The sequence below is a fragment of the Vibrio paucivorans genome, assembly GCF_054053395.1.
On sequence record NZ_CM133230.1, the window covers coordinates 342718 to 368286 of the forward strand.

General features: G+C 44.9%; 22 protein-coding genes, 9 tRNA genes and 1 riboswitch. Of the genes, 12 read left to right on the top strand and 19 right to left on the bottom strand.

Translation table 11 applies throughout. The features are described 5' to 3' along the window. Positions 1 to 21: 21 nt before the first annotated feature. Positions 22 to 987, bottom strand: a complete 966-nt coding sequence (locus ACXABW_RS01675; protein WP_252029245.1) for a calcium/sodium antiporter — start codon at positions 985 to 987, stop codon at positions 22 to 24. 240 nt (positions 988 to 1227) lie between these two features. Here ACXABW_RS01675 and mlaF point away from each other — a divergent pair, with 240 nt between their 5' ends. From mlaF to ACXABW_RS01715, 8 genes are all read left to right on the top strand, one after another. Next, positions 1228 to 2022: a phospholipid ABC transporter ATP-binding protein MlaF gene (mlaF, locus tag ACXABW_RS01680; protein ID WP_457523696.1), complete on the top strand. Its 795-nt coding sequence runs from the start codon at positions 1228 to 1230 to the stop codon at positions 2020 to 2022. Further along, positions 2022 to 2813, top strand: a complete 792-nt coding sequence (mlaE, locus tag ACXABW_RS01685) for a lipid asymmetry maintenance ABC transporter permease subunit MlaE (RefSeq protein ID WP_457523698.1) — start codon at positions 2022 to 2024, stop codon at positions 2811 to 2813. The genes mlaF and mlaE overlap by 1 nt, the downstream gene beginning before the upstream one ends. A 2-nt stretch (positions 2814 to 2815) precedes the next feature. Then, positions 2816 to 3307 carry an outer membrane lipid asymmetry maintenance protein MlaD gene (gene mlaD / locus ACXABW_RS01690; RefSeq protein WP_252029251.1) on the top strand — a complete coding sequence of 164 codons (492 nt, stop codon included), beginning with the start codon at positions 2816 to 2818 and terminating at the stop codon, positions 3305 to 3307. A 16-nt stretch (positions 3308 to 3323) separates the two neighbouring features. After that, positions 3324 to 3971, top strand: a complete 648-nt coding sequence (gene mlaC / locus ACXABW_RS01695; protein WP_457524930.1) for a phospholipid-binding protein MlaC — start codon at positions 3324 to 3326, stop codon at positions 3969 to 3971. After that, entirely contained in the window at positions 3971 to 4279 is a 309-nt protein-coding gene (locus ACXABW_RS01700) for an STAS domain-containing protein (protein WP_252029253.1), read from the top strand. Before mlaC ends, ACXABW_RS01700 begins: the two co-directional genes overlap by 1 nt. Before the next feature lie 13 nt (positions 4280 to 4292). Continuing rightward, complete coding sequence (gene ibaG, locus ACXABW_RS01705; protein WP_252029255.1) at positions 4293 to 4547, top strand: BolA family iron metabolism protein IbaG; 255 nt, start codon at positions 4293 to 4295, stop codon at positions 4545 to 4547. Positions 4548 to 4556: 9 nt separating this feature from the next. Continuing rightward, entirely contained in the window at positions 4557 to 5822 is a 1266-nt protein-coding gene (gene murA / locus ACXABW_RS01710) for a UDP-N-acetylglucosamine 1-carboxyvinyltransferase (RefSeq protein WP_252029257.1), read from the top strand. 111 nt (positions 5823 to 5933) lie between these two features. Beyond that, positions 5934 to 6674, top strand: coding sequence for a 1-acylglycerol-3-phosphate O-acyltransferase (locus ACXABW_RS01715; protein ID WP_457523700.1), 741 nt, complete (start codon positions 5934 to 5936; stop codon positions 6672 to 6674). Between the two features lie 529 nt (positions 6675 to 7203). Here ACXABW_RS01715 and ACXABW_RS01720 read toward each other — a convergent pair. The 13 genes from ACXABW_RS01720 to mutY form a co-directional block, all read right to left on the bottom strand. Beyond that, positions 7204 to 7279: transfer RNA gene (locus ACXABW_RS01720), tRNA-Asn, on the bottom strand. A gap of 4 nt (positions 7280 to 7283) precedes the next feature. Further along, positions 7284 to 7359: transfer RNA gene (locus ACXABW_RS01725), tRNA-Thr, on the bottom strand. Between the two features lie 38 nt (positions 7360 to 7397). Then, positions 7398 to 7473 (bottom strand) — tRNA-Asn (locus ACXABW_RS01730). 22 nt (positions 7474 to 7495) lie between these two features. Then, positions 7496 to 7571 (bottom strand) — tRNA-Thr (locus ACXABW_RS01735). A gap of 49 nt (positions 7572 to 7620) precedes the next feature. After that, a tRNA-Phe gene (locus ACXABW_RS01740) sits at positions 7621 to 7696 on the bottom strand. Positions 7697 to 7938: 242 nt separating this feature from the next. Next, positions 7939 to 9564, bottom strand: a complete 1626-nt coding sequence (locus tag ACXABW_RS01745) for a methyl-accepting chemotaxis protein (protein ID WP_457523701.1) — start codon at positions 9562 to 9564, stop codon at positions 7939 to 7941. A gap of 461 nt (positions 9565 to 10025) precedes the next feature. Then, positions 10026 to 10101 (bottom strand) — tRNA-Asn (locus ACXABW_RS01750). 37 nt (positions 10102 to 10138) lie between these two features. Next, positions 10139 to 10214 (bottom strand) — tRNA-Phe (locus ACXABW_RS01755). 7 nt (positions 10215 to 10221) lie between these two features. After that, positions 10222 to 10297, bottom strand: a tRNA-Thr gene (locus ACXABW_RS01760). Between the two features lie 50 nt (positions 10298 to 10347). Next, positions 10348 to 10423 (bottom strand) — tRNA-Phe (locus ACXABW_RS01765). A gap of 103 nt (positions 10424 to 10526) precedes the next feature. Further along, entirely contained in the window at positions 10527 to 11663 is a 1137-nt protein-coding gene (gene mltC, locus ACXABW_RS01770) for a membrane-bound lytic murein transglycosylase MltC (RefSeq protein ID WP_252029264.1), read from the bottom strand. Positions 11664 to 11799: 136 nt separating this feature from the next. Next, complete coding sequence (locus ACXABW_RS01775) at positions 11800 to 12075, bottom strand: oxidative damage protection protein (RefSeq protein WP_457523702.1); 276 nt, start codon at positions 12073 to 12075, stop codon at positions 11800 to 11802. Positions 12076 to 12093: 18 nt separating this feature from the next. Beyond that, a complete protein-coding gene (mutY, locus tag ACXABW_RS01780) occupies positions 12094 to 13146 on the bottom strand; it encodes an A/G-specific adenine glycosylase (protein WP_457523704.1) in 1053 nt (350 codons plus the stop codon). 171 nt (positions 13147 to 13317) lie between these two features. Between mutY and trmB the strand changes: the two genes are divergently transcribed. Together trmB and glsB are read left to right on the top strand one after the other, a co-directional pair. Next, complete coding sequence (gene trmB, locus ACXABW_RS01785; protein WP_265686801.1) at positions 13318 to 14037, top strand: tRNA (guanosine(46)-N7)-methyltransferase TrmB; 720 nt, start codon at positions 13318 to 13320, stop codon at positions 14035 to 14037. Positions 14038 to 14148: 111 nt separating this feature from the next. Continuing rightward, entirely contained in the window at positions 14149 to 15069 is a 921-nt protein-coding gene (glsB, locus tag ACXABW_RS01790; protein ID WP_457523706.1) for a glutaminase B, read from the top strand. 90 nt (positions 15070 to 15159) lie between these two features. Here glsB and lysC read toward each other — a convergent pair whose 3' ends face one another. After that, on the bottom strand, positions 15160 to 16512 hold the full coding sequence (gene lysC / locus ACXABW_RS01795) for a lysine-sensitive aspartokinase 3 (protein WP_457523707.1): 1353 nt from the start codon (positions 16510 to 16512) through the stop codon (positions 15160 to 15162). A gap of 116 nt (positions 16513 to 16628) precedes the next feature. Then, a riboswitch (Lysine riboswitch) is annotated at positions 16629 to 16805 on the bottom strand. 267 nt (positions 16806 to 17072) lie between these two features. Between lysC and ACXABW_RS01800 the strand changes: the two genes are divergently transcribed. Continuing rightward, complete coding sequence (locus ACXABW_RS01800; protein ID WP_457523709.1) at positions 17073 to 18197, top strand: pyridoxal-phosphate-dependent aminotransferase family protein; 1125 nt, start codon at positions 17073 to 17075, stop codon at positions 18195 to 18197. 77 nt (positions 18198 to 18274) lie between these two features. Here the strand turns inward: ACXABW_RS01800 and ACXABW_RS01805 are convergent, their stop codons facing one another. From ACXABW_RS01805 to ACXABW_RS01820, 4 genes are all read right to left on the bottom strand, one after another. Next, positions 18275 to 20062, bottom strand: coding sequence for a PglL family O-oligosaccharyltransferase (locus ACXABW_RS01805; protein WP_457523710.1), 1788 nt, complete (start codon positions 20060 to 20062; stop codon positions 18275 to 18277). 66 nt (positions 20063 to 20128) lie between these two features. Then, the gene (gene uvrA / locus ACXABW_RS01810) at positions 20129 to 22951 is read right to left on the bottom strand and encodes an excinuclease ABC subunit UvrA (RefSeq protein ID WP_457523712.1); all 2823 of its coding nucleotides are present in this window, start codon (positions 22949 to 22951) and stop codon (positions 20129 to 20131) included. A 143-nt stretch (positions 22952 to 23094) separates the two neighbouring features. Then, positions 23095 to 23967: a UTP--glucose-1-phosphate uridylyltransferase GalU gene (gene galU, locus ACXABW_RS01815; RefSeq protein ID WP_457523714.1), complete on the bottom strand. Its 873-nt coding sequence runs from the start codon at positions 23965 to 23967 to the stop codon at positions 23095 to 23097. A 113-nt stretch (positions 23968 to 24080) separates the two neighbouring features. Beyond that, positions 24081 to 24728 (bottom strand): LuxR C-terminal-related transcriptional regulator, encoded by a 648-nt coding sequence (locus ACXABW_RS01820; protein WP_265686212.1) that lies wholly within the window; start codon positions 24726 to 24728, stop codon positions 24081 to 24083. A 286-nt stretch (positions 24729 to 25014) separates the two neighbouring features. Here ACXABW_RS01820 and ACXABW_RS01825 point away from each other — a divergent pair, with 286 nt between their 5' ends. Next, entirely contained in the window at positions 25015 to 25563 is a 549-nt protein-coding gene (locus tag ACXABW_RS01825) for a single-stranded DNA-binding protein (protein WP_252029281.1), read from the top strand. The last annotated feature ends 6 nt before the right edge of the window (positions 25564 to 25569 follow it).

The following is a 25569-nucleotide window of genomic DNA, read 5'->3' on the forward strand; positions in this document are numbered from 1 at the left end:
CTCCACTAATGGGGAAAGGTGTTAAGCGCTCATGTTCATGATGAGATAGCCTTGGTAGGCAATGAAAGCGATGAACAATACGCCACCTTCTATACGGTTAATGCTGCGAGATTTGCCCAGAGCCATCGCAACTAGCAGTAGAGACACACCCAGCATAACCCAGAAGTCGCGTCCCATTGCGTATTCGCTCAGCATTGAAGGATTAAGGATGCCTGGAAGGCCCATTACAGCAAGAATGTTAAACACGTTTGAACCGATAATATTACCAACGGCCATATCATCTTCGCCTTTAAGGACTCCGGCTAAAGAAGCAGCTAGCTCAGGTAAGCTAGTACCTACCGCGATAATAGTTAAACCAATAACTAGGTCACTCATACCGAAGTATTTAGCAATAACAACTGCGTTGTCTACTAATGTGCCAGCAGCAATAGGCAGAATAATTAAACCAATGACTACCCACATCGCGGCTTTGCCATTGCTTACACCGTCAGGAATCTCGGATTCTTGCTCCTCTAGCAGCACATCGCCGTTTTGCTTTTCTTTACGGCTGATGTGTAGCATCGCGAAAATGAAAGCAGCAAATAGAACAAACAGCAGTACGCCTTCGTAAAAACCTAGGTGGCTATCCCATAAGATGGCGCCAGCAACCAGCGTAACGACAATCATCAATGGCAATTCACGGCGCAATACCGCAGAGCTTATAGATAGTGGTTTGATGAGGGCGGTGATACCTAAAATTAAAGCAATGTTGGCAATGTTTGAACCTAACACGTTCCCCACGGCTGTGTCGGTTTTACCTTCAAGAGCCGCTGTCGCAGAGACCATCATCTCTGGTGCCGATGAGCCCATAGCTAGGATCGTCATACCGATAACCAATGGAGAGATACCGACATTACGCGCTAGAGCCGCAGCTCCGAATACTAACTTATCTGCACTCCAAACGAGAAAAACAAGGCCGACGATAAGTAACGCAACGGCTTCAAACATAGAGATTCCTAATTCATGAACAATTAATGATTTAACCGCTAATTTTGACGGTTTGGTAGGCAAAAGGGAAGCAGAACAGGTAACTATTTAACAATATTGACCTATTTTATAAGAATTCAGAATGGAGAAAACGCAAGGTCCGAATTAGATTTAATTGAACAGTGCTTTTAATCCCAAGTTAATGTGCTTATGATTGCCCATATAAAAGGATGTACTCGTTAGGAATGATACAGGTAGCTTATGCCAGCGGCAGATCTTGTTACAATCAATAACTTATACTTTTCCCGAGGTGAGCGGACGATATTTGATGATGTCAGTCTGCATGTACCAAAAGGCAAGATTACTGCGATCATGGGGCCATCGGGGATTGGTAAGACCACCTTGTTGCGCTTGATAGGTGGACAGCTCGCGCCAGACGCGGGGGAGATATGGTTTGATGGTGACAACATACCCACTTTGAGCCGTAAAAGACTTTATCATGCGCGTAAAAAAATGAGCATGCTGTTTCAATCAGGTGCCTTGTTCACCGATCTCAATGTCTTCGACAATGTCGCTTTCCCGTTAAGAGAACATACACACCTCGATGAATCATTAATTCGCACTTTAGTGTTGCTCAAACTTGAAGCTGTGGGCTTGCGAGGAGCGGCTGAGTTAATGCCGAGTGAGTTATCTGGGGGAATGGCACGCCGTGCTGCTTTAGCGCGCTCTATCGCCCTGGACCCAGAGTTAATCATGTACGATGAACCTTTTGTTGGTCAGGACCCGATAACCATGGGGGTTCTAGTTGAGCTGATTCGTAAACTGAATGATGCACTAGGTGTCACTTCAGTGGTGGTTTCTCATGATGTGCCTGAAGTAATGAGCATTGCAGATTGGGTCTATTTACTCGCGGATGGAAAGATTATTGCCTCAGGTACACCGAAACAACTCGAAGAAAACGATGATCCTCGAGTACAGCAGTTTCTCTTAGGAACGGCTGATGGCCCTGTCCCATTCCGTTTTCCAGCTGATGATATTACAAAGGATTTGTTCTAATGGCTTCTGGTTTGTCCGACTTTGTCGTTAATACAGGTCGCAGGGCGTTAGCCATTTGCGAAGCTTTTGGTCGAGCCAGCTTAATGCTGCTAGGTGCGATAGCTAGCCGCCCAAGGCCAATTGAAAACCTACCTTTGTTGATAAAACAACTCTACAGCGTTGGTGTTCAGTCGTTGGCTATCATTGTTGTATCTGGGCTTTTCATTGGTATGGTGCTCAGCTTACAAGGGTATGTCATTCTGGTTGATTACGGTGCAGAAGGCAGCCTAGGTCAGATGGTAGCACTGTCTTTATTGAGAGAATTAGGCCCTGTTGTTACCGCTTTATTGTTTGCTGGCCGCGCAGGCTCTGCGTTGACTGCTGAGATTGGACTAATGAAGGCAACAGAACAGCTTTCGAGTCTCGAAATGATGGCAGTCGATCCACTTAAACGAGTGATTGCACCGCGCTTGTGGGCGGGCCTTATTTCTATGCCTTTATTGGCGATGATTTTCATGACTGTTGGCATATGGGGTGGTCAATTGGTTGGTGTTGATTGGAAAGGTATCGACCATGGTAGTTTCTGGTCAGCGATGCAGTCGTCTGTAGAGCTCGGCAGAGACATCGGCAACAGCATGATTAAATGTTTAGTGTTTGCAGTAACAGTGGCTTGGATAGCGTTATTCAATGGCTACGATGCTACGCCTACCTCTGAGGGGATAAGCCGAGCAACTACACGCACCGTTGTGCACTCGTCTCTAGCTGTATTGGGGTTAGATTTTGTACTTACCGCATTGATGTTTGGGAATTAATCATGCAACAGACAAGAAAAACGGAATTTTGGGTTGGCACTTTTGTTATTGCGGGAATTTGCGCAATATTGGTAATGATTTTTCAAGTTGCTGACGTTAAAGGGCTCGGTTCTAACGATACTTACACGCTCAAAGCTGAGTTTGACAATATTGGCAGCTTAAAAGTACGTTCTCCTGTGAAAGTGGGGGGCGTCGTTATTGGGCGAGTTACTGATATTTCATTAGATCCTGAGAAGCTATTGCCTGTCGTTTCAATGGCAATCAACGCGCAATATCAGCAGTTTCCAGACACTTCTAGTGTACAAGTACTGACGTCAGGTTTAATTGGTGAGCAGTATATCGGTTTGGTACCGGGCTTTATCTTTGAAGATGAAGAAATGCTCTCTGACGGCGATTATATTGAAGATACCAAATCAGCATTAGTGCTTGAAGATTTGATTGGTCAAGTGCTTTACAGTGTGGGTGGTTCTGACGACACAGGAAGTGAGGAATAGTCGCATGATAAATAAAATGTTTTTCAAAAACTTGTGGCTTGTGTGTTTAGCAATACTGCCTTTATTTGCTAACGCTGCGGAAATTGATAAAACGCAACCCTATCAAATGATGCAGCATGTTGCGCAGCAAGCTTTTGAAAGGTTGAAGAACGAGCAAACTGAAGTTCATCGAAATCCAGACCACTTGAAGGTTATCGTTGAAGAGGAGCTTATGCCTTACGTCAACGAAAAGTATGCGGCGTTAAAGTTGTTGGGGCCTAATTTGAAAGGCGCAGATAAGAAAGATGTTGAGACTTTCATTATTGCGTTTAGAAAATATTTGGTGGCATCATTTGCTCAGGTGTTAACTCAGTATACTGCTCAGGTGATTGAATTTGGACCTGAGCCAAAGCTCGATCCCAAGAAGCGCATTACGGGTATTAAAGTAGAAATTGTTGATACACCGAGGCCGAACATCAAACTCGAATTTAAACTTCGTAAGAATAAGAATACTGGAGAGTGGGCTGCATTCGACATGATTGCTGAAGGGATTAGCTTATTGTCGAGTAAACAATCAGAGTGGAGCAGCAAGCTACGCCAAGAAGGGCTAGTGAGTGTTGCTCAGGAACTTGAAGAGTTGGCAAGCCGCCCAATACAGTTTGAATCCGCCGAGAGTGCTCAGTAATGAGTCACTCTCAATGGCAACAATCCCGACCAGAGCTCGTTAGCTTACTGGGCGCTCTCGATAGAGAAAATGTGCCGGCGCTTTGGGCGTTTATCAAAGCCTGGCAACCTAGCGAAGCACAAGTCGAGTTTTCGCTTGAAAAGGTCGAAAGAATAGATTCGTCTGGCATGGTGATGTTAATTCACTTAATAGAGCATGCAAAAAAGCAAAACTGTCATATAATGCTCAGTTTCGTGCCAGACCAACTGAGCACTTTGTTTCAGCTAAGCAATGTCGAGTCTATGTTAGCTAAACATATAAAACACTAAGCAGAGGTGAATTGTGGATAGCGCAAAAGTACAACAGTTATTAGAAGAAGCACTCAACCTTCAAGAAGTGCATGTAAAAGGTGAAGGTAGCCACTATGAAGTGGTTGCTGTTGATGCTTGTTTCGAAGGAATGAGCCGCGTTAAGAAGCAACAAATGATTTACTCTCCTCTGATGGAGTACATTCAAAGAAACGACATTCATGCCGTTTCTATCAAAGCATTCACGCCCGACGAATGGGCTCGCGATAAGAAATTGATGTCGCTGTAAGGTTAATTAATGGAAAAGTTTCGAGTAATTGGATCGGACCAACCTCTAAGTGGTGAAGTAACGATCTCTGGTGCAAAAAATGCGGCTTTGCCAATTTTGTTTGCCTCAATACTGGCTGAAGAGCCTGTTGAAGTCACCAACGTACCTAAGTTACGCGACATCGATACAACGATGGAGCTATTAAAGCGTCTAGGTGCGAAGGTTGAACGTAACGGCTCTGTACATGTTGATGCTGGTGGTATTGATGAATACTGTGCACCGTATGATTTAGTGAAAACGATGCGAGCGTCGATCTGGGCCCTTGGGCCTCTAGTAGCGCGCTTTGGTCAAGGCCAAGTATCACTACCAGGTGGATGTGCTATTGGTGCACGTCCAGTGGACCTACATATTCATGGCCTAGAGCAGCTGGGTGCAACGATCACTCTGGAAGATGGCTACGTAAAAGCGAACGTTGATGGACGCCTTAAAGGTGCTCATATCGTAATGGATAAAGTTAGCGTAGGTGCGACGATTACCATTATGTGTGCGGCAACGCTTGCGGAAGGTAAAACTGTGCTGGATAACGCGGCGCGTGAACCTGAAATCGTAGACACGGCCGACTTCTTAAACAAACTAGGCGCTAAAATCTCTGGTGCAGGTACAGATACTATCACCATTGAAGGTGTTGAACGTTTAGGTGGTGGTAAGCATGCTGTAGTTGCAGACCGTATTGAAACGGGGACTTTCCTAGTCGCTGCCGCAGTATCAGGCGGTAAAGTAGTCTGTCGTAACACTAGCCCTCATTTACTTGAAGCCGTGCTTGCTAAGCTAGAAGAAGCTGGGGCTTTGGTAGAATCCGGTGAAGATTGGATCAGCGTTGATATGACAGGCCGCGATCTGAAAGCGGTGACTGTGCGTACTGCACCTCACCCTGGATTCCCTACGGATATGCAGGCGCAATTCACACTATTGAACCTAATGGCGAAAGGTGGTGGTGTGATTACTGAAAATATTTTCGAAAATCGCTTTATGCACGTACCAGAGCTTATGCGTATGGGGGCTAAAGCTGAGATTGAAGGCAACACCGTTATCTGTGGTGATGTTGACCGCTTGAGCGGTGCTCAAGTAATGGCAACAGACCTACGTGCATCAGCTAGCTTGGTTATCGCTGGTTGTATTGCACAAGGTGAGACTATTGTCGATCGTATCTACCATATAGACCGTGGTTACGACAAAATCGAAGATAAGCTATCTGTATTAGGCGCTAATATTGAGCGTTTTAAAGAAGCAAACTAGTTTCAGCTAACGTTTGTAAGCCGAAACCTAGGTTTCGGCTTTTTTATGAGTAAGAGATCAGTTAAAGTCTGGGATTATTATTTCAGGGTTAGTTGTTCTGGAGAACAGAAAATGATTGCACTATTACGTGTATTGGCTGTAGCGATTTTTGCGATCGTCATGTTTGTATTCGGTTGTGGCTATTGCCTACTTAGTCCACGTAACCCGAAGCATGTATTTACTTTTGGACGCTACTTCGGTCGCATGTCCAAGGTCTTTGGTATCAAGCTAGATTTGAGAATACCAGAAGACGCATATAAGCGTGGTCAGCATGTGTACATTGCGAATCACCAAAATAACTGGGACTTGTTTACCGTTTCGTCGGCAGTCACACCTAAGGTTGTCACCGTGGGTAAGAAGAGCTTGGCGTGGATGCCACTGTTCGGTCAGCTGTATTGGTTAACCGGTAATATTCTTATTGATCGTGCTAACCGCTCTAAGGCGAAAGGTACCATTGATCAAGTAGTTGATAACCTAAATAGCAGTGATGTGTCGGTTTGGATGTTCCCTGAAGGTACTCGTTCACGTGGCCGCGGGCTACTACCATTTAAAACTGGAGCGTTTCACGCAGCGATTGGCGCTGGGCTACCTATCATTCCGATTGTATGTAGTTCGACACGTGGCATTAAGCTAAACCGCTGGAACAACGGTCATGTAATCGTAGAAATGATGCCAGCTATTAACATTGATGGCTACAGCAAAGAAAACGTTCGTGAACTTGCTAATGTTTGCCGTGAGCAAATGAAAGATAAGCTGGAAGCCTTGGATAACGAAGTCGCGATGCTAAACCAGCAAGAAGGTGTAAAAGCGTAATCCTGACTTTAACTTTATCTAAGCCTCAATCTAGCGATTGGGGCTTTTTTATTGCTCAAGTAAAAGCAGAGTGTTCTCACCTCAACTGATATAAATGACCAGGGATAGGGTAGGAGTGATTAAGAGAGGTGATGACTAAGAATGTGATTACATACAACGCGCTTATCCATCAATGCGTTAAACTTCACTAGGAGCCTTGTAATACGACGTAGTTCCATCAAGGTCTGAGACATTTACTTGGAGCAGGTAAGTCGCAGCTAATACGAAAAAAGCCAAGTCTTTCGACTTGGCCTCTTGAATATGGCTCCCCCTGCGGGACTCAACGCGGCCGGCTAGGTCTGAGACATTTACTTGGAACAAGTAAGTTGCAGTTGAAATGAAAAAAGCCAAGTCTTTCGACTTGGCTTCTTAAATATGGCTCCCCCTGCGGGACTCAACGCGGCCGGCTAGGTCTGAGACATTTACTTGGAACAAGTAAGTCGCAGTTGAAACGAAAAAAGCCAAGTCTTTCGACTTGGCTTCTTAAATATGGCTCCCCCTGCGGGACTCGAACCTGCGACATACGGATTAACAGTCCGCCGTTCTACCAACTGAACTAAGGGGGAAAAATGGTGCCGACTACCGGAATCGAACTGGTGACCTACTGATTACAAGTCAGTTGCTCTACCTACTGAGCTAAGTCGGCGCCTAAATTAATAAGCAATCGGCTTATTAATTTTAATATGGCTCCCCCTGCGGGACTCGAACCTGCGACATACGGATTAACAGTCCGCCGTTCTACCAACTGAACTAAGGGGGAATAAATCTTTGCAAGTAATAAATGGTGCCGACTACCGGAATCGAACTGGTGACCTACTGATTACAAGTCAGTTGCTCTACCTACTGAGCTAAGTCGGCACACTTTATTCTTGCTTGTTGTTGTCATTAGACACCAACAAATAAATTGTGGTGCCCGGAGGCGGAATCGAACCACCGACACGAGGATTTTCAATCCTCTGCTCTACCGACTGAGCTATCCGGGCGACGAGGTGTATTAAACGGTTTTTCTCTTTTCAGGTCAACACTAAAATACAAAAAAAATGTCGTTTGTTGTTTTTCTATACTCAGTGGGGTGTTTTTGTTCATTTGAAAGGGAATAAAGCCCGTTTAGCTAAGTAGATATGGTGTTCTTTTACCAAATTGATACAACTAAAAAACAAAAAAGCGCGTAAAAATACGCGCTTTTTTATTCTCTAAAGTAGAAAAAGATTCGAATATAGAGAAGTTAGTGTTTGATAGTGAATTTACTCACCCACGATTCTAACTCGTTCGATAGTGAAGTTAGGGTTTGGCTGCTATCGTGGCTTTCGGATACGACACCACTTAACTGGTTTCCGCTTTCTTCGATCAGATTAATGCGTTGAGATATGTCATCGCTTACTTGCGTCTGCTCAGCTGCTGCGGTGGCAATTTGGTGGCTCATTGAAGAGATGGACTCGAGTGCCATTACAATTTGTTGTAGAGCTTGTGAAGCATTTTGAGATTCGGTTACTGTGCTCTGACTTGTTTCTGCACATACCTCCATCGTGTGTATCGCATTACGCGAGCCCTCTTGAAGGTTATTGATCATTTGCTGAATCTCTTTTGTACTGTCTTGAGTTCGCCCTGCTAGATTACGTACTTCATCTGCGACGACTGCAAATCCGCGTCCTTGCTCACCTGCACGAGCGGCCTCAATAGCGGCATTGAGAGCGAGTAGGTTAGTTTGCTCAGCAATGTCTCCAATCACATCGAGTACTTTGGCGATATTGTTTACATCGTTGTCTAGATCTGAGACCGCTTGGCTTGCTGTACCTAATTGATTCGCCAGCCCTTCAATATTCTCCACGGTATTATGGATTAATTGCTGGGTATGCTGGCTTTGCTTGTCTGCTTCGTCAGTGTTAGTGGCTGTATCTCTTGCTGAATCTGCAACATTGTTTGCTGAAGAGGCCATCTCGGTCATTGCGGTTGCGATCATAGCGGTAGATTGCTGCTGCGTTTCCGTCAATTGGGCGATGCTTCCAGCACGGCTTTCGACATTGCTTAGCTCGTTTCTCAATGCGTGCATAGAAGAATCTAAATTTGTCACTAGCTGAGCGAGTGACTGGCTCATCTGTTGAACCGCTTGATAAATACTGCCTTCTGGTGCACTCGTATCGAAAGAGTTCTGTATTTCGCCTCTTGCTACAGCTTGGACTGCTTCACGAACATCATTAGGTTCCCCACCTAGTAGTGAGATTGTTTTTCGGATTGCGAATATAAGCACAGACAGAATAGCGAGAGCGATTACCAAGCAAAGTGCAACTTGCCATTGTGCTGTAGACCAGAAGCGCTGATTGACTTCATCAAAGCTTATCCCTGTTCCCACATACCAACCCCAACGAGGGCTCTTTTGAGCGATAGATAATTTGTTGTCGATAGTTCCGTCTGGGTAAGCAGAGGTCCATTCGTATTGAGCGATACCTGTCGGGTTCTTACGAATCGCGTTGATTAGGATCTCACCGATACTGTTTCCGTTGCCATCTTTAAAGTCGTGGAAGCTAGTGTCATGAAGTTGAGGGTCGAGAGGAGCTGCCACAAACATCATGTTCTCATCAGCGACATAAACATACTCGTTGTCTTTATAGATGTTATTGCGTAGTAGGCGGGTAGCCAGTGCTTTTGCTTCTTCTTCTGGAAGCGTGCCGTCAGCGGCCATCTTTTCGACTTCAGTCAGTATGCTGTAGGCGCTCTTAAAGATTTCAGTGACTCGAGCTTGGTTGTCTTGATCGCTGGCAACTCTAAGAGTCCATAGTCCAGTGGCGGTCAGCGCAAGTAGCGCGAACAAAATTATCGCCGATAAAAAATATGCTTGTGTTTTTAGCTTCATATTGCACCCACCGAAAAAAGGTCAGTTAAATATTCACAGTGATAAACCACACTGTGGTTTGTAATAATTAATTCATATTAGTGTAAGAAGTATAGCGGCGAATATCGTCATGAGATGAAAGTATGATGAGGATTAAATTTTTAGCGTAAAAAAAGTTTTTACTTGCTGTGTTGGATTAGAAGAAGAGCGATGAACGCTGATTTAATAAGGGATTAGGTGAATAACAGGTGCGGGGCAGGGGGAAAGTTACCGTTCAGAAAGTCGGGTTCGATGTCTTATCGAGAGTGGAATGAGATATGCTGCCATTAAATATGCAAAGGCCAAATTTTTCGGTTTAGTTTTTAAAAGTGAGCCCCTGACAGATCGTAATACTACTGACTAGGGTGAAGGTATGTACTGGGTACAGAACTGTTATCGTTAAAACGAAAAAAGCCAAGTCTTTCGACTTGGCTTCTTAAATATGGCTCCCCCTGCGGGACTCGAACCTGCGACATACGGATTAACAGTCCGCCGTTCTACCAACTGAACTAAGGGGGAATTATTTGTGTATCTCTTCGAGATAAGCACCAAATAATGGTGCCTCGAGGCGGAATCGAACCACCGACACGAGGATTTTCAATCCTCTGCTCTACCGACTGAGCTATCGAGGCAAAAGAATGGTGCCGACTACCGGAATCGAACTGGTGACCTACTGATTACAAGTCAGTTGCTCTACCTACTGAGCTAAGTCGGCACACTTTATTCTTTGCTTGTTGTTGTCATTAGACACCAACAAATAAATTGTGGTGCCCGGAGGCGGAATCGAACCACCGACACGAGGATTTTCAATCCTCTGCTCTACCGACTGAGCTATCCGGGCGACGGAGCGCTATTAAACGGATTTTCCGCCTCCGCGTCAACTTGTTTTTAGAAAAAAATTCAAAAAAGTGGTTAACTGCTGCGAATTTAGACAATATTGCCCATTAGCTTTTACCCGCATTAAAATCTTTCTTAAATTTGGTCACTTTTTCTAAGTATCGCCTTGCTTCTGCATTTGAGTGCTTTTTAGTCAGAGCCCAATAAACTTGATTTGGCTGTAAAGAATTGAGGTTATTCATTGCCCGCGAGCGGCTATTGCGGTCAAAGGTGTTTAGCACACCGCCAGTGCCACCGTTGTAAGCAGAAATCATACTGTACTCGAGCGAAAGAGGGTGATTCACGTCTTTTAGATAGCGGTTCTTCAAGATGTAGAAATAGGCAGTGCCGGTATCAATGTTGTTTTCTGGGTTAAACAAATATTCCGGTGTCGGGTCTCCAGGCTTCTTTTTCACCAATTTAAACACGTCACGGCCAGCTGTTTTCGGTACCACTTGCATCAGCCCGTAAGCATTGGCCCAACTAACCGCATACGGGTTAAAACTACTTTCGGTTTTTATGATCGCGTAGATGAGATCTTCTGGGATGTCGTAGCGTTTCGATGCTCTTCGAACAATATCTGCGTACTTATAACTTCGAATCTCAGCTTGTTCTTCCACCATGGTGATTTCAACGTAGTAGGCTTTTTTGAAATCGACCTCTTTGACTTTCAGTTGGTGTTCGATCAAGTAATCCGCGTAGCGACTTGCGCGCCACGACCATTGAATGGGTTTCTTATCCTGGTCTACGACTTGCTCATAAAGGAATGGCTGACCTTCAAGAGTGATGTCCTTAGAAGAAAATAGGTCGACACTTGCCGGATCGTCTGGAGTGAGCAAAGTCGTGACGATCGCGTTTTTTAGGTGCTTTTTCGGCTCAGTTGGTGAGACTGTTTCGATTGTGATCTTACCACTAGAAAAGTTAACTTCTGCACGACTGAGATAGTTGTCGATGTACTTTACGTAGTTACTTTTACCGGCGACTTTGATTTCTCGGCTACCCCAACGCTTTTCAATGTTGCCGGAGAAGCTACTAATGAGAGCGTCAAGCGCTGCCGTGTCTTTGGCAAATTGGCCGGGCAACTCGGCAAGGTTGTTTGCAAAACGGTTGGTGGGCTCATAATTGACGTCGTAGATACTTTCAACGAATTCTCGGCTGCAGCCAACAAGCAGTAGTGTCGTTAAAAAATACGCTAGCTTTTTCATAGGGTCCTATTATTACGTTTTTGCAATGTCGCTTAATTTCAATGTCACTTTTTTCGATGACAAATTGGAGAGGAGCGGATAAAACAAAATGACATCACAGCAGGCTATGATGTCATTCGATTAACGGATGCAGTGGTTACTTCTCACTTGGTGGCGTATAGCCTTCAATGTGGACGTCTTTCCCTTCGAATAGGAAGTTAATCATTTCTGCTTCGAGTAGCTTACGGTGCTCTGGGTCCATCATGTTGAGTTTCTTTTCGTTAATTAGCATAGTTTGCTTACTTTGCCAAAGCCCCCAAGCTTCTTTAGAAATGTTATCAAAGATGCGCTTGCCTAGTTCGCCAGGGTAAAGTTGAAAATCTAGACCTTCAGCATCTTTCTGAAGTCGAGCACAAAATACGGTGCGGCTCATAATGTTTCCTCATAATGACTATTGAAGTTCAAACGGTAGGCTTTCCAGCAGCTGTTTTACTGGTGCGGCTAAACCGATCTCTTCAGGTTGGGATAAGTTATACCAAAGACCTTTCGAACCTTCCATTATCATGTCTGGCTGCTTTGATACATCCACCAAAATTGGCGTGATATCTAGGTGGTAATGGCTGAATGTGTGGCGGAATGCAATAAGCTGCGTTTGTTTGATAATGGAGTCGTCATTGACATTGCGGTTATCTAACAGCGGCTGAATATCGGCATTTGCGGTCTCAGGGAAGCAAAATAGCCCACCCCAAATGCCGCTTTGTGGGCGTTGTTCGAGCCAGACTTGGTTGTTGTGATGTAACATGGCAAACCAAGCTTGTTTTACGGGCTTGTCTTTCTTTGGTTTTTTGCCAGGGTAATCAAGAGGGTTGCCTTGTTTTTTGGCTACGCAGAAGCTTTCTACAGGGCAAAGCGAGCACTTAGGATTGCTTCGTGTACACACCATGGCACCCATATCCATCATGGCTTGGTTATACTTATCGGTATCAATCTGTGGAGTATGCTGATCGGCAATTTCCCAAAGTGCGTTCTCGACTTTCTTTTGTCCCGGCCAACCAGCCACAGCAAAGCTGCGAGCTAAGGTGCGTTTAACATTCCCGTCTAGAATTGCGTGAGGCTTTTTATACACAGATGATAAGACCGCAGCCGCTGTCGAACGGCCTATCCCAGGTAGGGCATTCATTTGTTCTAAGTCGGTAGGAAACTCGCCTTTATATTCTACCGCGACAATTTGTGCTGCTTTATGCAGGTTGCGTGCTCTCGCGTAATAGCCGAGCCCAGTCCATAGATGAAGAACTTCGTCTTGATGTGCGTTAGCCAGATCGATGACGGTTGGAAAGCGTTCTAGGAAACGCTGGTAGTAGGGTATGACGGTGGCAACTTGAGTTTGTTGCAACATGATCTCCGACAGCCAAACACTGTAGGCTGTTTTATTTTGTTGCCACGGAAGGTCTTTACGTCCGTAGGCGTCATACCACTGTAATATGGCCTGTGCAAAAGGGGTCACGACTTACTCTAATATCTATTATAATTTGGGGCAAAATTGCACCACACTTAGCGCTGGATGTAAAACAGACAAATTGTGTGGGATTTGGGTAGATAAAACTTGCACCCAAGGCGATTCTTTGGATAATCACAAGCCCTTTGAGGCAAGTGCAAAATTTATACAGGCAGAGCAATGAGTGAAGTAACCACTAATGAATACACAGAAGACGGCAAACTGGTACGTAAAATACGTAGCTTTGTTCGTCGCGAAGGTCGTTTAACCAAAGGCCAAGAAAATGCGATGAATGAATGTTGGCCAACAATGGGTATTGATTACCAACCACAACGTTTGGATTGGCAACAGGTATTCGGCAACGAGAACCCTGTGGTACTTGAAATTGGCTTTGGTATGGGCGCTTCTCTAGTCGAAATGGCAAAGAATGCCCCAGAGAAAAATTTCCTTGGTATTGAGGTGCATAGCCCTGGTGTTGGCGCTTGCCTAGCTTCAGCTCGCGATGCTGGTGTCACAAACCTTCGCGTAATGTGCCACGATGCAGTCGAAGTGTTTGAGCACATGATCCCAGATAACAGCTTACATACATTACAGCTTTTCTTCCCAGACCCTTGGCATAAAGCTCGTCACCATAAACGTCGCATTGTGAAAGCCGAATTTGCAGAGATGGTGCGCCAGAAGCTGATCATGGAAACAGGTATTTTCCACATGGCGACCGATTGGGAAAACTATGCGGAGCATATGATTGAGGTGATGAACGCAGCACCAGGCTTCGAAAACATCGCGCAAGATGGTGACTTTATTCCTCGCCCTGAAGAGCGTCCACTGACTAAATTTGAAGCACGTGGTCACCGCCTAGGCCACGGTGTGTGGGATATCAAATATAAGCGTACCGCGTAAGCTAAAAAGCACTGATATCTTGATTAGTTTTGAAAGCCGACATTTGCTAATGTTGGCTTTTTTGCCCTTTAGGGCAGTAGATACCGATAATAAAAAAATGACAGGTCAAAGATGAAACCGACACCCGCAATACTGACTGAAATCCTACAAGAAGTTCGGCCGCTTATTGGTCAAGGTAAAGTAGCCAACTATATTCCGGCTCTGGCGAAAGTATCAAATCAAAAACTGGCTATTGCTGTTTATACCAATCAAGGTGAAGTGATTAAAGCTGGTGATGCGGACGAAGCCTTTTCTATCCAATCGATTTCTAAAGCATTAAGCCTTACGCTTGCAATGGTGCTATACAAACCTGAAGAGATTTGGCAAAGAGTGGGCAAAGAGCCTTCTGGTCAAGCGTTTAACTCGATGATTCAGCTAGAGATGGAGCAGGGGATACCGCGTAACCCATTCATTAATGCAGGAGCGATTGTAGTCGCAGATTTACTGCACAGCCGCTTATCTGCGCCTAGGCAGCGATTACTTGAGTTTGTCCGCCAGCTGTCCGGTGATACCCATATCACTTACGATAAAATCGTTGCGGCTTCAGAAATGTTACATAGTGATAGAAATGCGGCGATCGCCTATCTAATGCGCTCATTTGGCAACTTTAGCAACGATGTGATCCCTGTGCTGAATAATTATTTCCATGCCTGTGCATTGAAGATGAGCTGTGTTGACCTTGCTAAGACTTTTAGCTACTTAGCCAACAAGGGCACATCAGTTCAAACAGGCAAGCAAATCATTACCCCAATTCAAACCAAGCAACTTAATGCTTTGCTCGCAACGTGTGGGCTCTATGATGGGGCGGGGGAGTTTGCGTATCGAGTCGGAATGCCGGGGAAATCGGGTGTAGGTGGCGGAATTATCGCTGTCGTTCCTGGAGAAATGACCATAGCGGTTTGGTCTCCAGAGCTTGACCCTTCGGGTAACTCGTTAGCGGGTACAAGAGCGTTAGAGTTGCTTGCAGAGCGAATTGGCCGTTCGATTTTCTAGCCTGCTTGTTCTTGTTATAAGGGCAGATAGCGAAACTAAAAAGAGCAGCGAAAGGCTGCTCTTTTTAGTTTAGTTACTATCGAGATGAGGCTATTGCTCGAACAGTTCCAAGTGCAGCTTCTGAATTGCCGCTTTTGACTCTGACTCATCGAGTAAGAAACATAAGTTATGCGGGCTAGCACCGTAACAGATCATGCGTAAATTGAAGTCTTCTAGCGTTCCAAAGACTTGTTTTGCGTATCCTTTGCTTTCACTCATGTTGTTACCGATAAGAGCCACCAAGCAAAGGTTATGTTCAACATCGACTTTACATAGCTCTTCTAGCTCTTTTCGTACTTCTTCTGGAAGCTCTGGTGCGCCACCAGATGTGTCAGTTTGATCTAACGTGAGTGACACACTGATTTCAGAAGTGGTGATCAAATCGACCGAGATTTTATGTTTGGCTAGGATTTCAAAAACTTTGGCTAGGAAGCCGTACGCGTGGAACATGTTTGCACTGCGCAGCGTTACCATTGTCTGGTTGCAGCGAAGCGCAAGGGCTCTAAATAGTGGTGAGCTTTCGACTTGATGACGAATCCAAGTGCCACCTTTCTCTGGCTCTTTTGAAGAACCGACAAACACAGGGATGTCATGGCGAAGAGCTGGAACGAGCGTAGAAGGATGCAAGATCTTAGCACCGAAGTTAGCCATTTCAGAAGCTTCACTAAAGCTTATCTCTGGGATTGGTGAAGCTTTCGGTGCAATGCGTGGGTCAGTCGTATAAATCCCTGGTACATCTGTCCAGATCTCTAGCCCAGCAGCTTGTACTGATTCTGCTATCAGCGCCGCACTATAGTCACTACCACCTCGACCTAGGGTTGTTGTGTTGCCTTCGTTGTCACTGCCGATAAACCCTTGTGTAATAACGACATAGTTTTGGCAAAGCGGGACAAGTTTTTCTTGTGCTAAAGCAAAGATATCGGCTAACTGAGGCTCTGCCTTGCCGAAATTGCCATCTGTTCTTAACACATCTCGAATATCAAAGCGTACCGCGTTAATGCCCCTTTCCTTCATTAATTGGGTCAGCAAGTAAGTCGACATCAACTCACCACAGGCAACTAAGTGATCGGTCAGTTTTTTGCTGGATTGGAATGACGCAGCTTCAGCGGCGCTAGCCACACTGTCCAAAATGCTTTGTACTTGTTGCTTTGTTTCTTGTGGCTCTTTTAGCTGTGCAAGTACATCTTCATGAATTGCATTGATCTTTTCGAGCACTTGTTGGCGCTTATCCTGATCTTGAACTCCATTAGCGAGCTCGACCAGTAGATTTGTTACCCCTGAGCAGGCACTGCTGACCACAAGCTTAGTGTTTGGATTGTTCTCAATAATAGAGGCACAACGGCTCATTGCTTCAAAGTTGGCTACACTGGTTCCACCAAATTTGGCGACATTGAATGCGCTCACAGCATTTCTCCCACGACTTCCTAAAAATAATTACAGTTGGTTATAAACAGATAACCTAACGTCCGATGTTGAAGAGAGTATTAGAGCAAAAAGAGAGGTGTTAGATTTGAATTTGAAACCTCAGAAGCTCTTCACTAGACAGGGCTAGCGACAGTTAAGGGGATTCAGCCCTCTTAACCGACAATTCTAATCCGCAACTTAGAATTGTCTCGGCACGGCTCCCCATCAATGTTTTGTATTGGAGTTGTGGCTCCACAAAACACCTGCCTGGGCAGTGCTCCTCTTCTGCATAAAGCTCATTCATTGAACGTGTTTGTGCGATCTTTGTCAATCGTTTATTAGGGCATGCTGCACTTTCGAGCTGATTTTTGCAGCAACAAGTGCTGCCCAAAGGGTTCGGCCAAAATTGAATCACGAAAGGTCAATACGCCCTGCTTGGAGTGAAAGATTTTGTTAACAAATTTGTGACACTGGTTTGACCTCAAGACTAGAGTCGAATTGCCGTTGGGTTGATTCTCGATTAATGTGGTTGTTTACACCATTGTATGCAAGGAGCCCTTATGTCGATTCAAAGTTTTATTCCCCCACACCGTATTTTAATGGGGCCGGGGCCTTCAGATATTTCACCTCAGGTTCTACAAGCGCTAAGCAGACCGACAGTCGGGCATCTAGACCCGCTGTTTATCCAAATGATGGATGAACTCAAACAGCTACTAAAGTATGCCTTCCAAACGGACAATGATTTTACTATCGCTGTGTCTGCGCCGGGTAGTGCTGGTATGGAAGCGTGTTTCGTTAACTTGATTGAGCCTGGCGACAAGGTCATTGTTTGTCGTAATGGCGTATTTGGTGAACGTATGCGTGAGAATGTGGTGCGCGCTGGTGGTGAAGCCGTAATGGTTGATGACGAATGGGGGGCTCCTGTTAGTGTGGATAAAGTCAAACAGGCGCTGAATGACAATCCTGATACTAAGATATTGGCATTTGTGCATGCAGAGACTTCGACAGGTGCGCTTTCTGATGCCGAGGCGCTCGGCGCATTAGCCAAGCAGCACAACGTGTTAACCATTGTTGATGCGGTAACGTCATTGGGAGGAGTTCCACTCAAAGTGGATGAGTGGCAGCTCGACGCTGTCTACTCGGGTAGTCAAAAGTGTTTATCGTGTGTGCCAGGCTTATCGCCAGTGACTTTCTCTGCTATAGCGATAGAGAAAATCCAGTCTAGAACGACACCGGTACAAAGCTGGTTCTTGGATCAAAGTTTAGTATTGGGGTATTGGAGTGGGGAGGGCAAACGTAGCTACCACCACACCGCTCCTGTTAATAGTTTATATGCATTGCATGAGTCTCTAGTGATTCTGCACAATGAAGGGCTAGAGAGAGCGTGGGCGAGACACCAAGCTATGCACGATAAGTTGAAAGCTGGGCTCGAAAAAATGGGCTTCAAGTTTGTTGTTCAAGAAGGTAGTCGCTTACCGCAACTGAATGCGATCTATATTCCTGAAGGTATCGATGAAGCTAAGGTTCGCGCAGATTTACTTGAAAACTACAACCTTGAAATCGGTGCGGGACTTGGCGCGCTTGCTGGCAAGGCGTGGCGAATTGGTTTAATGGGTTATGGCGCCCGCAATGAAAATGTGTCTTTGTGTTTACGTGCACTTGAAGAGTCACTCAGCGAGCAATAGAGCAATAGAGCAATAGAGCAATAGCTAGCCAATCAAAAGGGCGATTGACTTTATATAGTACATCGCCCTTTTTCATTTTATTCTTTTTTCCCAGTGCTTTTCGCAGCGCTCGTTTCCTTGGGGGCTGACTTAGCCTTCGAAGGTAGCACGTAGTTCAGTTTGGAAAAGTCTGTATCAGGGAATAAGAACTCAGCCTCGGCTTTAATTTGCTGAGCGCGGCTGTCATCCCCTAACCCTTGATAAGCGAGGATCAAATTGCTGTAGAACGCTGGGCGCGGCTTATGCTTAATTATTTCAAGTGACCAGTTGATATAAGGGATGATCAACTGAGGATCGCCTTTGTACAGCCCTATATTTAGGTACGTGCTGTAGACATCCCAGTCAAACCTATCTTTCCAAACCACTGGGTTGGTGACTTGATTTAAAATATCAGGGTTTTTAGGACGAGACTTTTCAAACTTGGTGAGAATGTAATTGGTGTGCAAAGCACTCAACATGTAAAACGCAGTCAATAACGGCAGGATAAGTGTTGTCACTCTAAGTGCGCTTTTGCTAAATCGGCTGAATTTTACTTGCTTATAGTTAGCTACGCGCTGGTCTACCCAGAAAAGCAAAATAATGAAAATCAGCCAATGAATAGCCGAATGATAAAATGGGTACTCGAGTTGAGAGTGCAGTACTATTGGAACAAACAGCGAGAACATCGCCAATCGTGTTCCCTTTTTAGCATAGTAGATTCGGGCAAGTACCAGACCAGCAGCCAGTAAAATGCCAAGTACAGGAATCAGCCCTCCTTCAACAGCCCAAAAAAGTAACTCATTATGTGGGTGGTCCATCGCTGGAAGCGCAGGTTTGTAATCACTATTTAATTGATGCTGACGAGCGGTATAAAGCACATATTCTGATTCGAAGTTACCGTAGCCATAACCAGTAAATGGTTTCTCAATCACCATATCCAGAGTTTGCGGAAAGGTATAACGACGAGGGCTGTCTAGATCCACTTTACTGGATACTAGGCCTGCTCCATCTTGGGCTGACACAGCTAAAAATCCCAAAAGGACTCCAGCCACCGCTGATAATGTCCATCCCCAGAAGCGCTTTTTGGTTGAAAACTTAAACAGGTAGGGTAGTAGCAGCCCTGTTCCTACTATTGCTGCCAACCAGCCCGTTCTAGAGCCAAGCGCAACCAACAGAGGGACGGCTAGCAACGGCATAATGTAGAGAACAGTAACATCACTAAATTGGTTATATTTGTTTGGTTGTCTGGCAAGTAAATATCCAGATACGACCAAACCTGTGGCTAGAAAACTCGCCATGACATTGGGTTGCTGAAAAATGCCGTAGGGGCGGTTTTTTATGGCGTCGTAGCCAAACATATTACCAGGCTGAAGGAAAAAATACTGGAAGTAGCCAATCAGTGCTTCGATAGCAACAGCAAGTACGATGAACCACAACAAGCGTTGTTTGTGTTTATTACTGAACTGAAATTGCTGCAATACAACAAAGAAAGTAAATCCAGCCCACAAACCGACTAATCGGCCAAGTGGTAGGTGTTGGCCGACATTGAGGTAAATCAACGGTAGCGTCATGAGCAAACAGCTAATCAGTAAACCAATGGTGAGTTTGGAGTAGCGCAATGCTTGGTTGTTTGCGAATTGATAAAGGCCAAGAGACAGAGAAATACTAAAGAACAACCAAACGACAGCATTGAATGAAAGTGCTAAGCCAGAGCCTCCGGGATTAGGCATAAAGAAGTGCATGGCAGCTAAAAAGATAACAGCCAAAGACGCCATAAATGGCTTGTTCATTGGAACTTCAGGGGCCTTGGGTTCTAGTTGAGTACCGCTTACATGTAATGTCGCCATCGCTCTCACTTCATTATAAAAAGAAACCAGCAATGAATGCTGGTTTCTTCATTTTAACGCTTTTTACTATTTTAACATAGGCTTAAGGAAGCGTGCCGTGTGAGAGCCCTCGACCTGAGCAACATCCTCTGGGGTACCTTGAGCAATGATTTCACCACCACCTTGTCCGCCTTCTGGCCCCAAATCGACTATCCAATCTGCTGTTTTGATCACATCGAGGTTATGTTCAATGACGACCACAGTGTTGCCATGGTCTCGCAGGCGATGTAGTACGGTCAGTAGTTGTTGAATATCGTGGAAGTGTAGGCCGGTAGTAGGCTCATCCAAGATATAAAGCGTTTTCCCTGTATCACGTTTTGATAGCTCTCTTGCTAATTTGACTCGCTGAGCTTCACCACCAGAAAGTGTGGTAGCTGCTTGACCCAGTCGAATATACGACAAACCAACATCAACCAAGGTCTTGAGTTTTCTAGCAATGACAGGAACTGGCGCAAAGAAATCGTGAGCATCTTCGACGGTCATCTCTAAGACTTCATCGATCGTTTTACCTTTGTATCGAACTTCAAGTGTTTCGCGGTTATAGCGTTTACCTTTACAGATATCACAAGGTACATACACGTCAGGAAGGAAGTGCATTTCGACTTTAATTACACCATCACCCTGACACGCTTCACATCGGCCTCCACGAACGTTGAAGCTAAATCGACCTGGTTTATAGCCGCGTGAGCGAGATTCTTGAGTACCGGCAAACAGTTCTCGGATTGGTGTAAAGATGCCCGTGTAAGTTGCTGGGTTGGAGCGTGGAGTACGGCCAATTGGGCTTTGGTCAATGTCGATTACCTTATCGAAGTGTTCTAGCCCTTTTATTTTTTTGTATGGGGCAGGGACTGCTGTTGTTGCTCCGTTTAGTTGGGTATGAGCAATCTTAAAGAAGGTATCGTTGATCAGCGTGGATTTCCCTGAGCCCGAAACGCCAGTAATACAGCTGAATAAACCGACTGGCAGAGAAAGGGTGACATCTTTTAAGTTATTCCCTGTTGCGCCTACTAGTTCAACGGTCTTTTTAGCATCCATTGGCGTGCGTTCAGCGGGCAATGAAATTTCTTTGGCACCGCTTAAATATTGCCCAGTTAAAGAGTTCGGATTAGCGATGATTTCATCCGTGGTACCTTCGGCTACAACATTACCGCCGTGCACGCCTGCTCCAGGGCCAATATCAATCACATGATCAGCGCATCGAATAGCATCTTCATCATGCTCGACAACCAATACGGTGTTACCCAAATCGCGAAGATGGGTAAGGGTTTTTAATAGGCGTTCGTTATCACGTTGATGAAGTCCTATTGAAGGTTCATCAAGGACATACATAACGCCGACTAAGCCTGCACCAATTTGGCTAGCAAGACGAATCCTTTGCGCTTCACCGCCTGATAATGTTTCTGCACTACGCGATAAATTTAGGTAGTTCAAACCAACATTGACTAAGAAATTTAGCCTGTCGTTGATTTCCTTCATTACCTTCTCGGCAATTTGACCGCGCTGACCATCCAACTTTAGAGACTGGAAAAAAGCTAGAGCATCAGCAATGCTGAGTTCAACGATCTCTGGCAGTGTGGTATCACCGATAAAGACATTTCGTGCTTCAAGGCGTAGGCGAGTGCCTGAACAGCTAGAACAAGATTTTGTTGAGATGTATTTAACTAAATCTTCTCGTACAGAGTTAGATTCAGTATCTCGGTAGCGTCTTTCTAGAGTATTCAAAATACCTTCAAATGGGTGACGCTTTACGCGAATATCACCTCGATCATTGATGTATTGGAATTCTACTTCGGTTCGCCCTGAGCCTTTTAAGATGATATCTCGTGTCTTTTTAGGCAGCTTATTGAATGGCGTATTGAGATCAAAGTCGTAGTGCTTAGCCAATGAGGTCAGCATTTGGAAATAGTAATAGTTTTTCTGGTCCCAGCCTCGAATAGCTCCTTCGGCTAAGCTGAGCTTTTCGTCTTGAATCACTCGGTCTGGGTCGAAGTATTGTTGCACGCCTAATCCATCACATGTACCACATGCTCCCGCGGGATTGTTAAATGAGAATAAGCGTGGCTCTAACTCTTGCATACTGTAGCCACAGTGTGGACAGGCGAAATTGGCAGAGAAAACAATTTCTTCGCCATCACCATCCATTGGTGATACCACGGCAATACCACCAGACAGCTCCAGTGTTGTCTCAAACGATTCGGCTAGGCGCTGCTGTAGATCATTACGCACTTTAAATCGATCAACCACGACTTCTATGGTGTGTTTTTTGTGTAGTTCTAAGGTCGGTGGATCGGAAAGATCACAGGTTTCTCCATCGATACGAGCTCGGATAAAGCCTTGCGCTGCAAGGTTCTCTAGAGTTTTAACGTGTTCACCTTTACGCTCTTTGACGATAGGCGCCAGTAGCATCAGTTTCGAACCTTCTGGTAGCTCCAAAACTTTATCGACCATTTGGCTGATAGTTTGCGCTGCCAGTGGTGTTTTGTGTTCTGGACAGCGAGGCTCACCGACTCTTGCGTAAAGTAAACGCAGGTAGTCATAGACTTCAGTGATAGTACCAACAGTAGAACGTGGGTTGTGCGATGTTGATTTTTGCTCGATAGAGATTGCTGGGGAAAGTCCTTCAATATGATCGACATCAGGCTTTTCCATTAGCGATAAGAATTGACGAGCATAAGCTGACAGTGACTCGACGTAACGACGTTGCCCTTCTGCGTATAAAGTGTCGAAAGCCAGAGAAGATTTACCAGAGCCGGATAATCCAGTGACGACAATGAGTTTGTCGCGAGGAATAGTTAGGTTAATGTCTTTAAGATTGTGAGTGCGGGCACCGCGTACTTCTATTTTATCCATCTTCTCTGCTCTATGTAATCGCAAGTGTGCCAAGTATTACATAGTGTGAGAATTGTGCAAAGAAAATACTGGATAAAAAAACAGTAAAATAAAAGCTGCTCGAGAGCAGCTTTCGTATGAAGATATTAGGCGAGAGTCTAATATTAGCTTTCTTTCTGAGTTGCGTGTTTACCTAGCTCAGATTTTTTCTCGTCTTTTAGATACAGATTTTCAAAGCAGTAGTTTGTGGCTTCGATGTAGCCTTCTACGCTACCGCAGTCAAAGCGTTGGCCTTTGAATTTGTATGCCAAAACACAGCCTGACTTCGCTTGCTTTAATAGAGCATCGGTAATCTGGATCTCACCACCTTTACCTGGCTCAGTTTGCTCAATCAGGTCGAAAATATCAGGAGTGAGGATGTATCGGCCAATGATAGCGAGGTTGCTTGGTGCAGTGCCTTGCTCTGGTTTTTCTACCATATCGTCTACACGGTAAAGATCATCTTTGATCATTTCACCAGAGATAACACCGTACTTGTGGGTTTCGTCTTCTGGCACTTCTTGAACGGCAACGATGGAGCAGCGGAACTGCTTATACAGTGCAACCATTTGGGCTAAGACACCTTGTTGCTCATTCACGCACAAGTCATCGGCGAGTACTACTGCGAAAGGTTCATCACCAACCAGTTCTTTACCTGTCAAAATTGCATGGCCTAAGCCTTTCATTTCACGTTGACGAATATAGGTAAAGTTAGCGCTGTCGATAATTTCACGAATATCAACCAGTAACTCTTCTTTATTTGTACCGTTGATTTGGTGTTCAAGTTCGTAGTTTTTATCAAAGTGATCCATGATTGAGTGCTTACCACGGCCTGTCACAATACACATGCCGTTCATACCAGCTTGAATTGCTTCTTCTACACCATATTCAATCAATGGTTTGTTGACAACCGGCATCATCTCTTTGGGCATTGATTTGGTAGCAGGTAGAAAGCGAGTACCGTAACCTGCAGCGGGAAAAAGACACTTCTTAATCATGTTAAAACCTATGTAATTCCATATAAAAAATCCGTCGCCACCATAGCATTCTTTTGATGAATAAATGGTGTACGAACGGTGGAGTTATAGAGTATTTGGCATTTGTAGCAAATTTAAGACGCCAAATTTTGATTTGCCCATGCTATCGCTTGTACTCGGTTTTTAACAGAGAGTTTTTTGAAAATCTGATACAAATGGGATTTTACGGTAAATTCACTGATAAAAAGCCCTTCGGCGATTTGATTGTTCGATGCATTAGTCTGCAAGCAGCGAAGAATTTGCAGCTCCCTAGAGGTTAAATCAACAGTGACCGGAGCTGTATTGCTGTCGACGACGTGGCGATAGTAATGAAGAAGTTGGCTGGTGACTTTTCTTGGCAGCCAATTTTGACCATTGATGATCTCCCCACACCCACGTGCAATATCTGCAATTTTATCGTAGCTGTAAAATAGGCCTTTCAAATTACCGAAAGTAATCAGTTCGTCTGTTGTTAGGCGTTTGTTCACGTTGAAGATAATGGTCTCATAATTTTTGTCCTGTAAAGGTAAATTACGCACTTGCTGGCGCAGTTCTTTATGGGTTTGATAATCGATGAGTAATATCTTGTGTTTGTGGCGTGGGTTCGCCTCCATGAGTTCATGGGGTTCAATTTTGGGAAGAGCAATCGCGAGCGCTTCCTCAATACGATTTAGTTCAGGGTAATCTAACCTCTTGTCTCTACATAAGAAATAAATTGTTCTGGTGTAGTCTGCTTTCCTCATAATGCCGTCCTTGCATCGTTATTCTATTAGTTGAGCAACAAAATGAAGCAATTCATTGCAAAGTGCTATTTAATACCAATGATTTGCGCCTAGTTTCATATTTGTAGGTAATCAAGTGATCTATCAGTGCGATAGAGTATTGTGGGCGCTCTAAAAAATTGTTGTGTAAGACGAGTGGACCTAGTGGAGTAAAATACAAAGCGGGAATCCGATTTGTGATGAGTACAAAGCGTGTTATTCTATTGCGCTGTTTAAGCAAGACTCAAAGATTAAGACGGAGCAAAACATGGCAAGCCGTGGAGTAAACAAAGTTATTTTAGTGGGTAACCTAGGTAACGACCCTGAAATTCGTTACATGCCAAGTGGCGGTGCTGTGGCAAATATCACCATTGCGACGTCGGAGTCATGGCGTGATAAAGCGACTGGCGAACAGCGTGAGAAAACGGAATGGCACCGTGTGGCATTATTCGGCAAACTTGCAGAAGTTGCTGGCGAATATCTGCGTAAAGGTTCTCAAGTTTATGTTGAAGGTCAGTTACAAACTCGTAAGTGGCAAGACCAAAGCGGTCAGGACCGTTACACAACAGAAGTCGTTGTTCAAGGTTTTAACGGCGTGATGCAGATGCTAGGTGGTCGTGGTCAAGGTGGAGGTCAACCACAAGGCATGGGCGGTCAACCTCAGCAACAAGGTGGTTGGGGACAGCCTCAGCAACCAGCGATGCAACATCAGCCAGCTCAACAGCATCAACAACCGGCTCAAAAGCAAGCTCCGCAACAAGCGCAGCCACAATACAATGAGCCACCAATGGATTTTGATGACGACATCCCGTTCTAAACTAAT

What these genes read in the sequence shown, in the direction of transcription:
- murA (WP_252029257.1), top strand. Translation starts at nt 4,557, where the DNA reads ATGGAAAAGTTTCGAGTAATTGGATCGGACCAACCTCTAAGTGGTGAA.
- mlaD (WP_252029251.1), top strand. Translation starts at nt 2,816, where the DNA reads ATGCAACAGACAAGAAAAACGGAATTTTGGGTTGGCACTTTTGTTATT.
- mltC (WP_252029264.1), bottom strand. Translation starts at nt 11,663, where the DNA reads ATGAAAAAGCTAGCGTATTTTTTAACGACACTACTGCTTGTTGGCTGC.
- uvrA (WP_457523712.1), bottom strand. Translation starts at nt 22,951, where the DNA reads ATGGATAAAATAGAAGTACGCGGTGCCCGCACTCACAATCTTAAAGAC.
- mlaF (WP_457523696.1), top strand. Translation starts at nt 1,228, where the DNA reads ATGCCAGCGGCAGATCTTGTTACAATCAATAACTTATACTTTTCCCGA.
- ACXABW_RS01820 (WP_265686212.1), bottom strand. Translation starts at nt 24,728, where the DNA reads ATGAGGAAAGCAGACTACACCAGAACAATTTATTTCTTATGTAGAGAC.
- mlaE (WP_457523698.1), top strand. Translation starts at nt 2,022, where the DNA reads ATGGCTTCTGGTTTGTCCGACTTTGTCGTTAATACAGGTCGCAGGGCG.
- ACXABW_RS01805 (WP_457523710.1), bottom strand. Translation starts at nt 20,062, where the DNA reads ATGGCGACATTACATGTAAGCGGTACTCAACTAGAACCCAAGGCCCCT.
- ACXABW_RS01715 (WP_457523700.1), top strand. Translation starts at nt 5,934, where the DNA reads ATGATTGCACTATTACGTGTATTGGCTGTAGCGATTTTTGCGATCGTC.
- trmB (WP_265686801.1), top strand. Translation starts at nt 13,318, where the DNA reads ATGAGTGAAGTAACCACTAATGAATACACAGAAGACGGCAAACTGGTA.
- ACXABW_RS01825 (WP_252029281.1), top strand. Translation starts at nt 25,015, where the DNA reads ATGGCAAGCCGTGGAGTAAACAAAGTTATTTTAGTGGGTAACCTAGGT.
- mlaC (WP_457524930.1), top strand. Translation starts at nt 3,324, where the DNA reads ATGTTTTTCAAAAACTTGTGGCTTGTGTGTTTAGCAATACTGCCTTTA.
- ACXABW_RS01675 (WP_252029245.1), bottom strand. Translation starts at nt 987, where the DNA reads ATGTTTGAAGCCGTTGCGTTACTTATCGTCGGCCTTGTTTTTCTCGTT.
- ACXABW_RS01700 (WP_252029253.1), top strand. Translation starts at nt 3,971, where the DNA reads ATGAGTCACTCTCAATGGCAACAATCCCGACCAGAGCTCGTTAGCTTA.
- ACXABW_RS01745 (WP_457523701.1), bottom strand. Translation starts at nt 9,564, where the DNA reads ATGAAGCTAAAAACACAAGCATATTTTTTATCGGCGATAATTTTGTTC.
- galU (WP_457523714.1), bottom strand. Translation starts at nt 23,967, where the DNA reads ATGATTAAGAAGTGTCTTTTTCCCGCTGCAGGTTACGGTACTCGCTTT.
- ACXABW_RS01800 (WP_457523709.1), top strand. Translation starts at nt 17,073, where the DNA reads ATGTCGATTCAAAGTTTTATTCCCCCACACCGTATTTTAATGGGGCCG.
- glsB (WP_457523706.1), top strand. Translation starts at nt 14,149, where the DNA reads ATGAAACCGACACCCGCAATACTGACTGAAATCCTACAAGAAGTTCGG.
- ACXABW_RS01775 (WP_457523702.1), bottom strand. Translation starts at nt 12,075, where the DNA reads ATGAGCCGCACCGTATTTTGTGCTCGACTTCAGAAAGATGCTGAAGGT.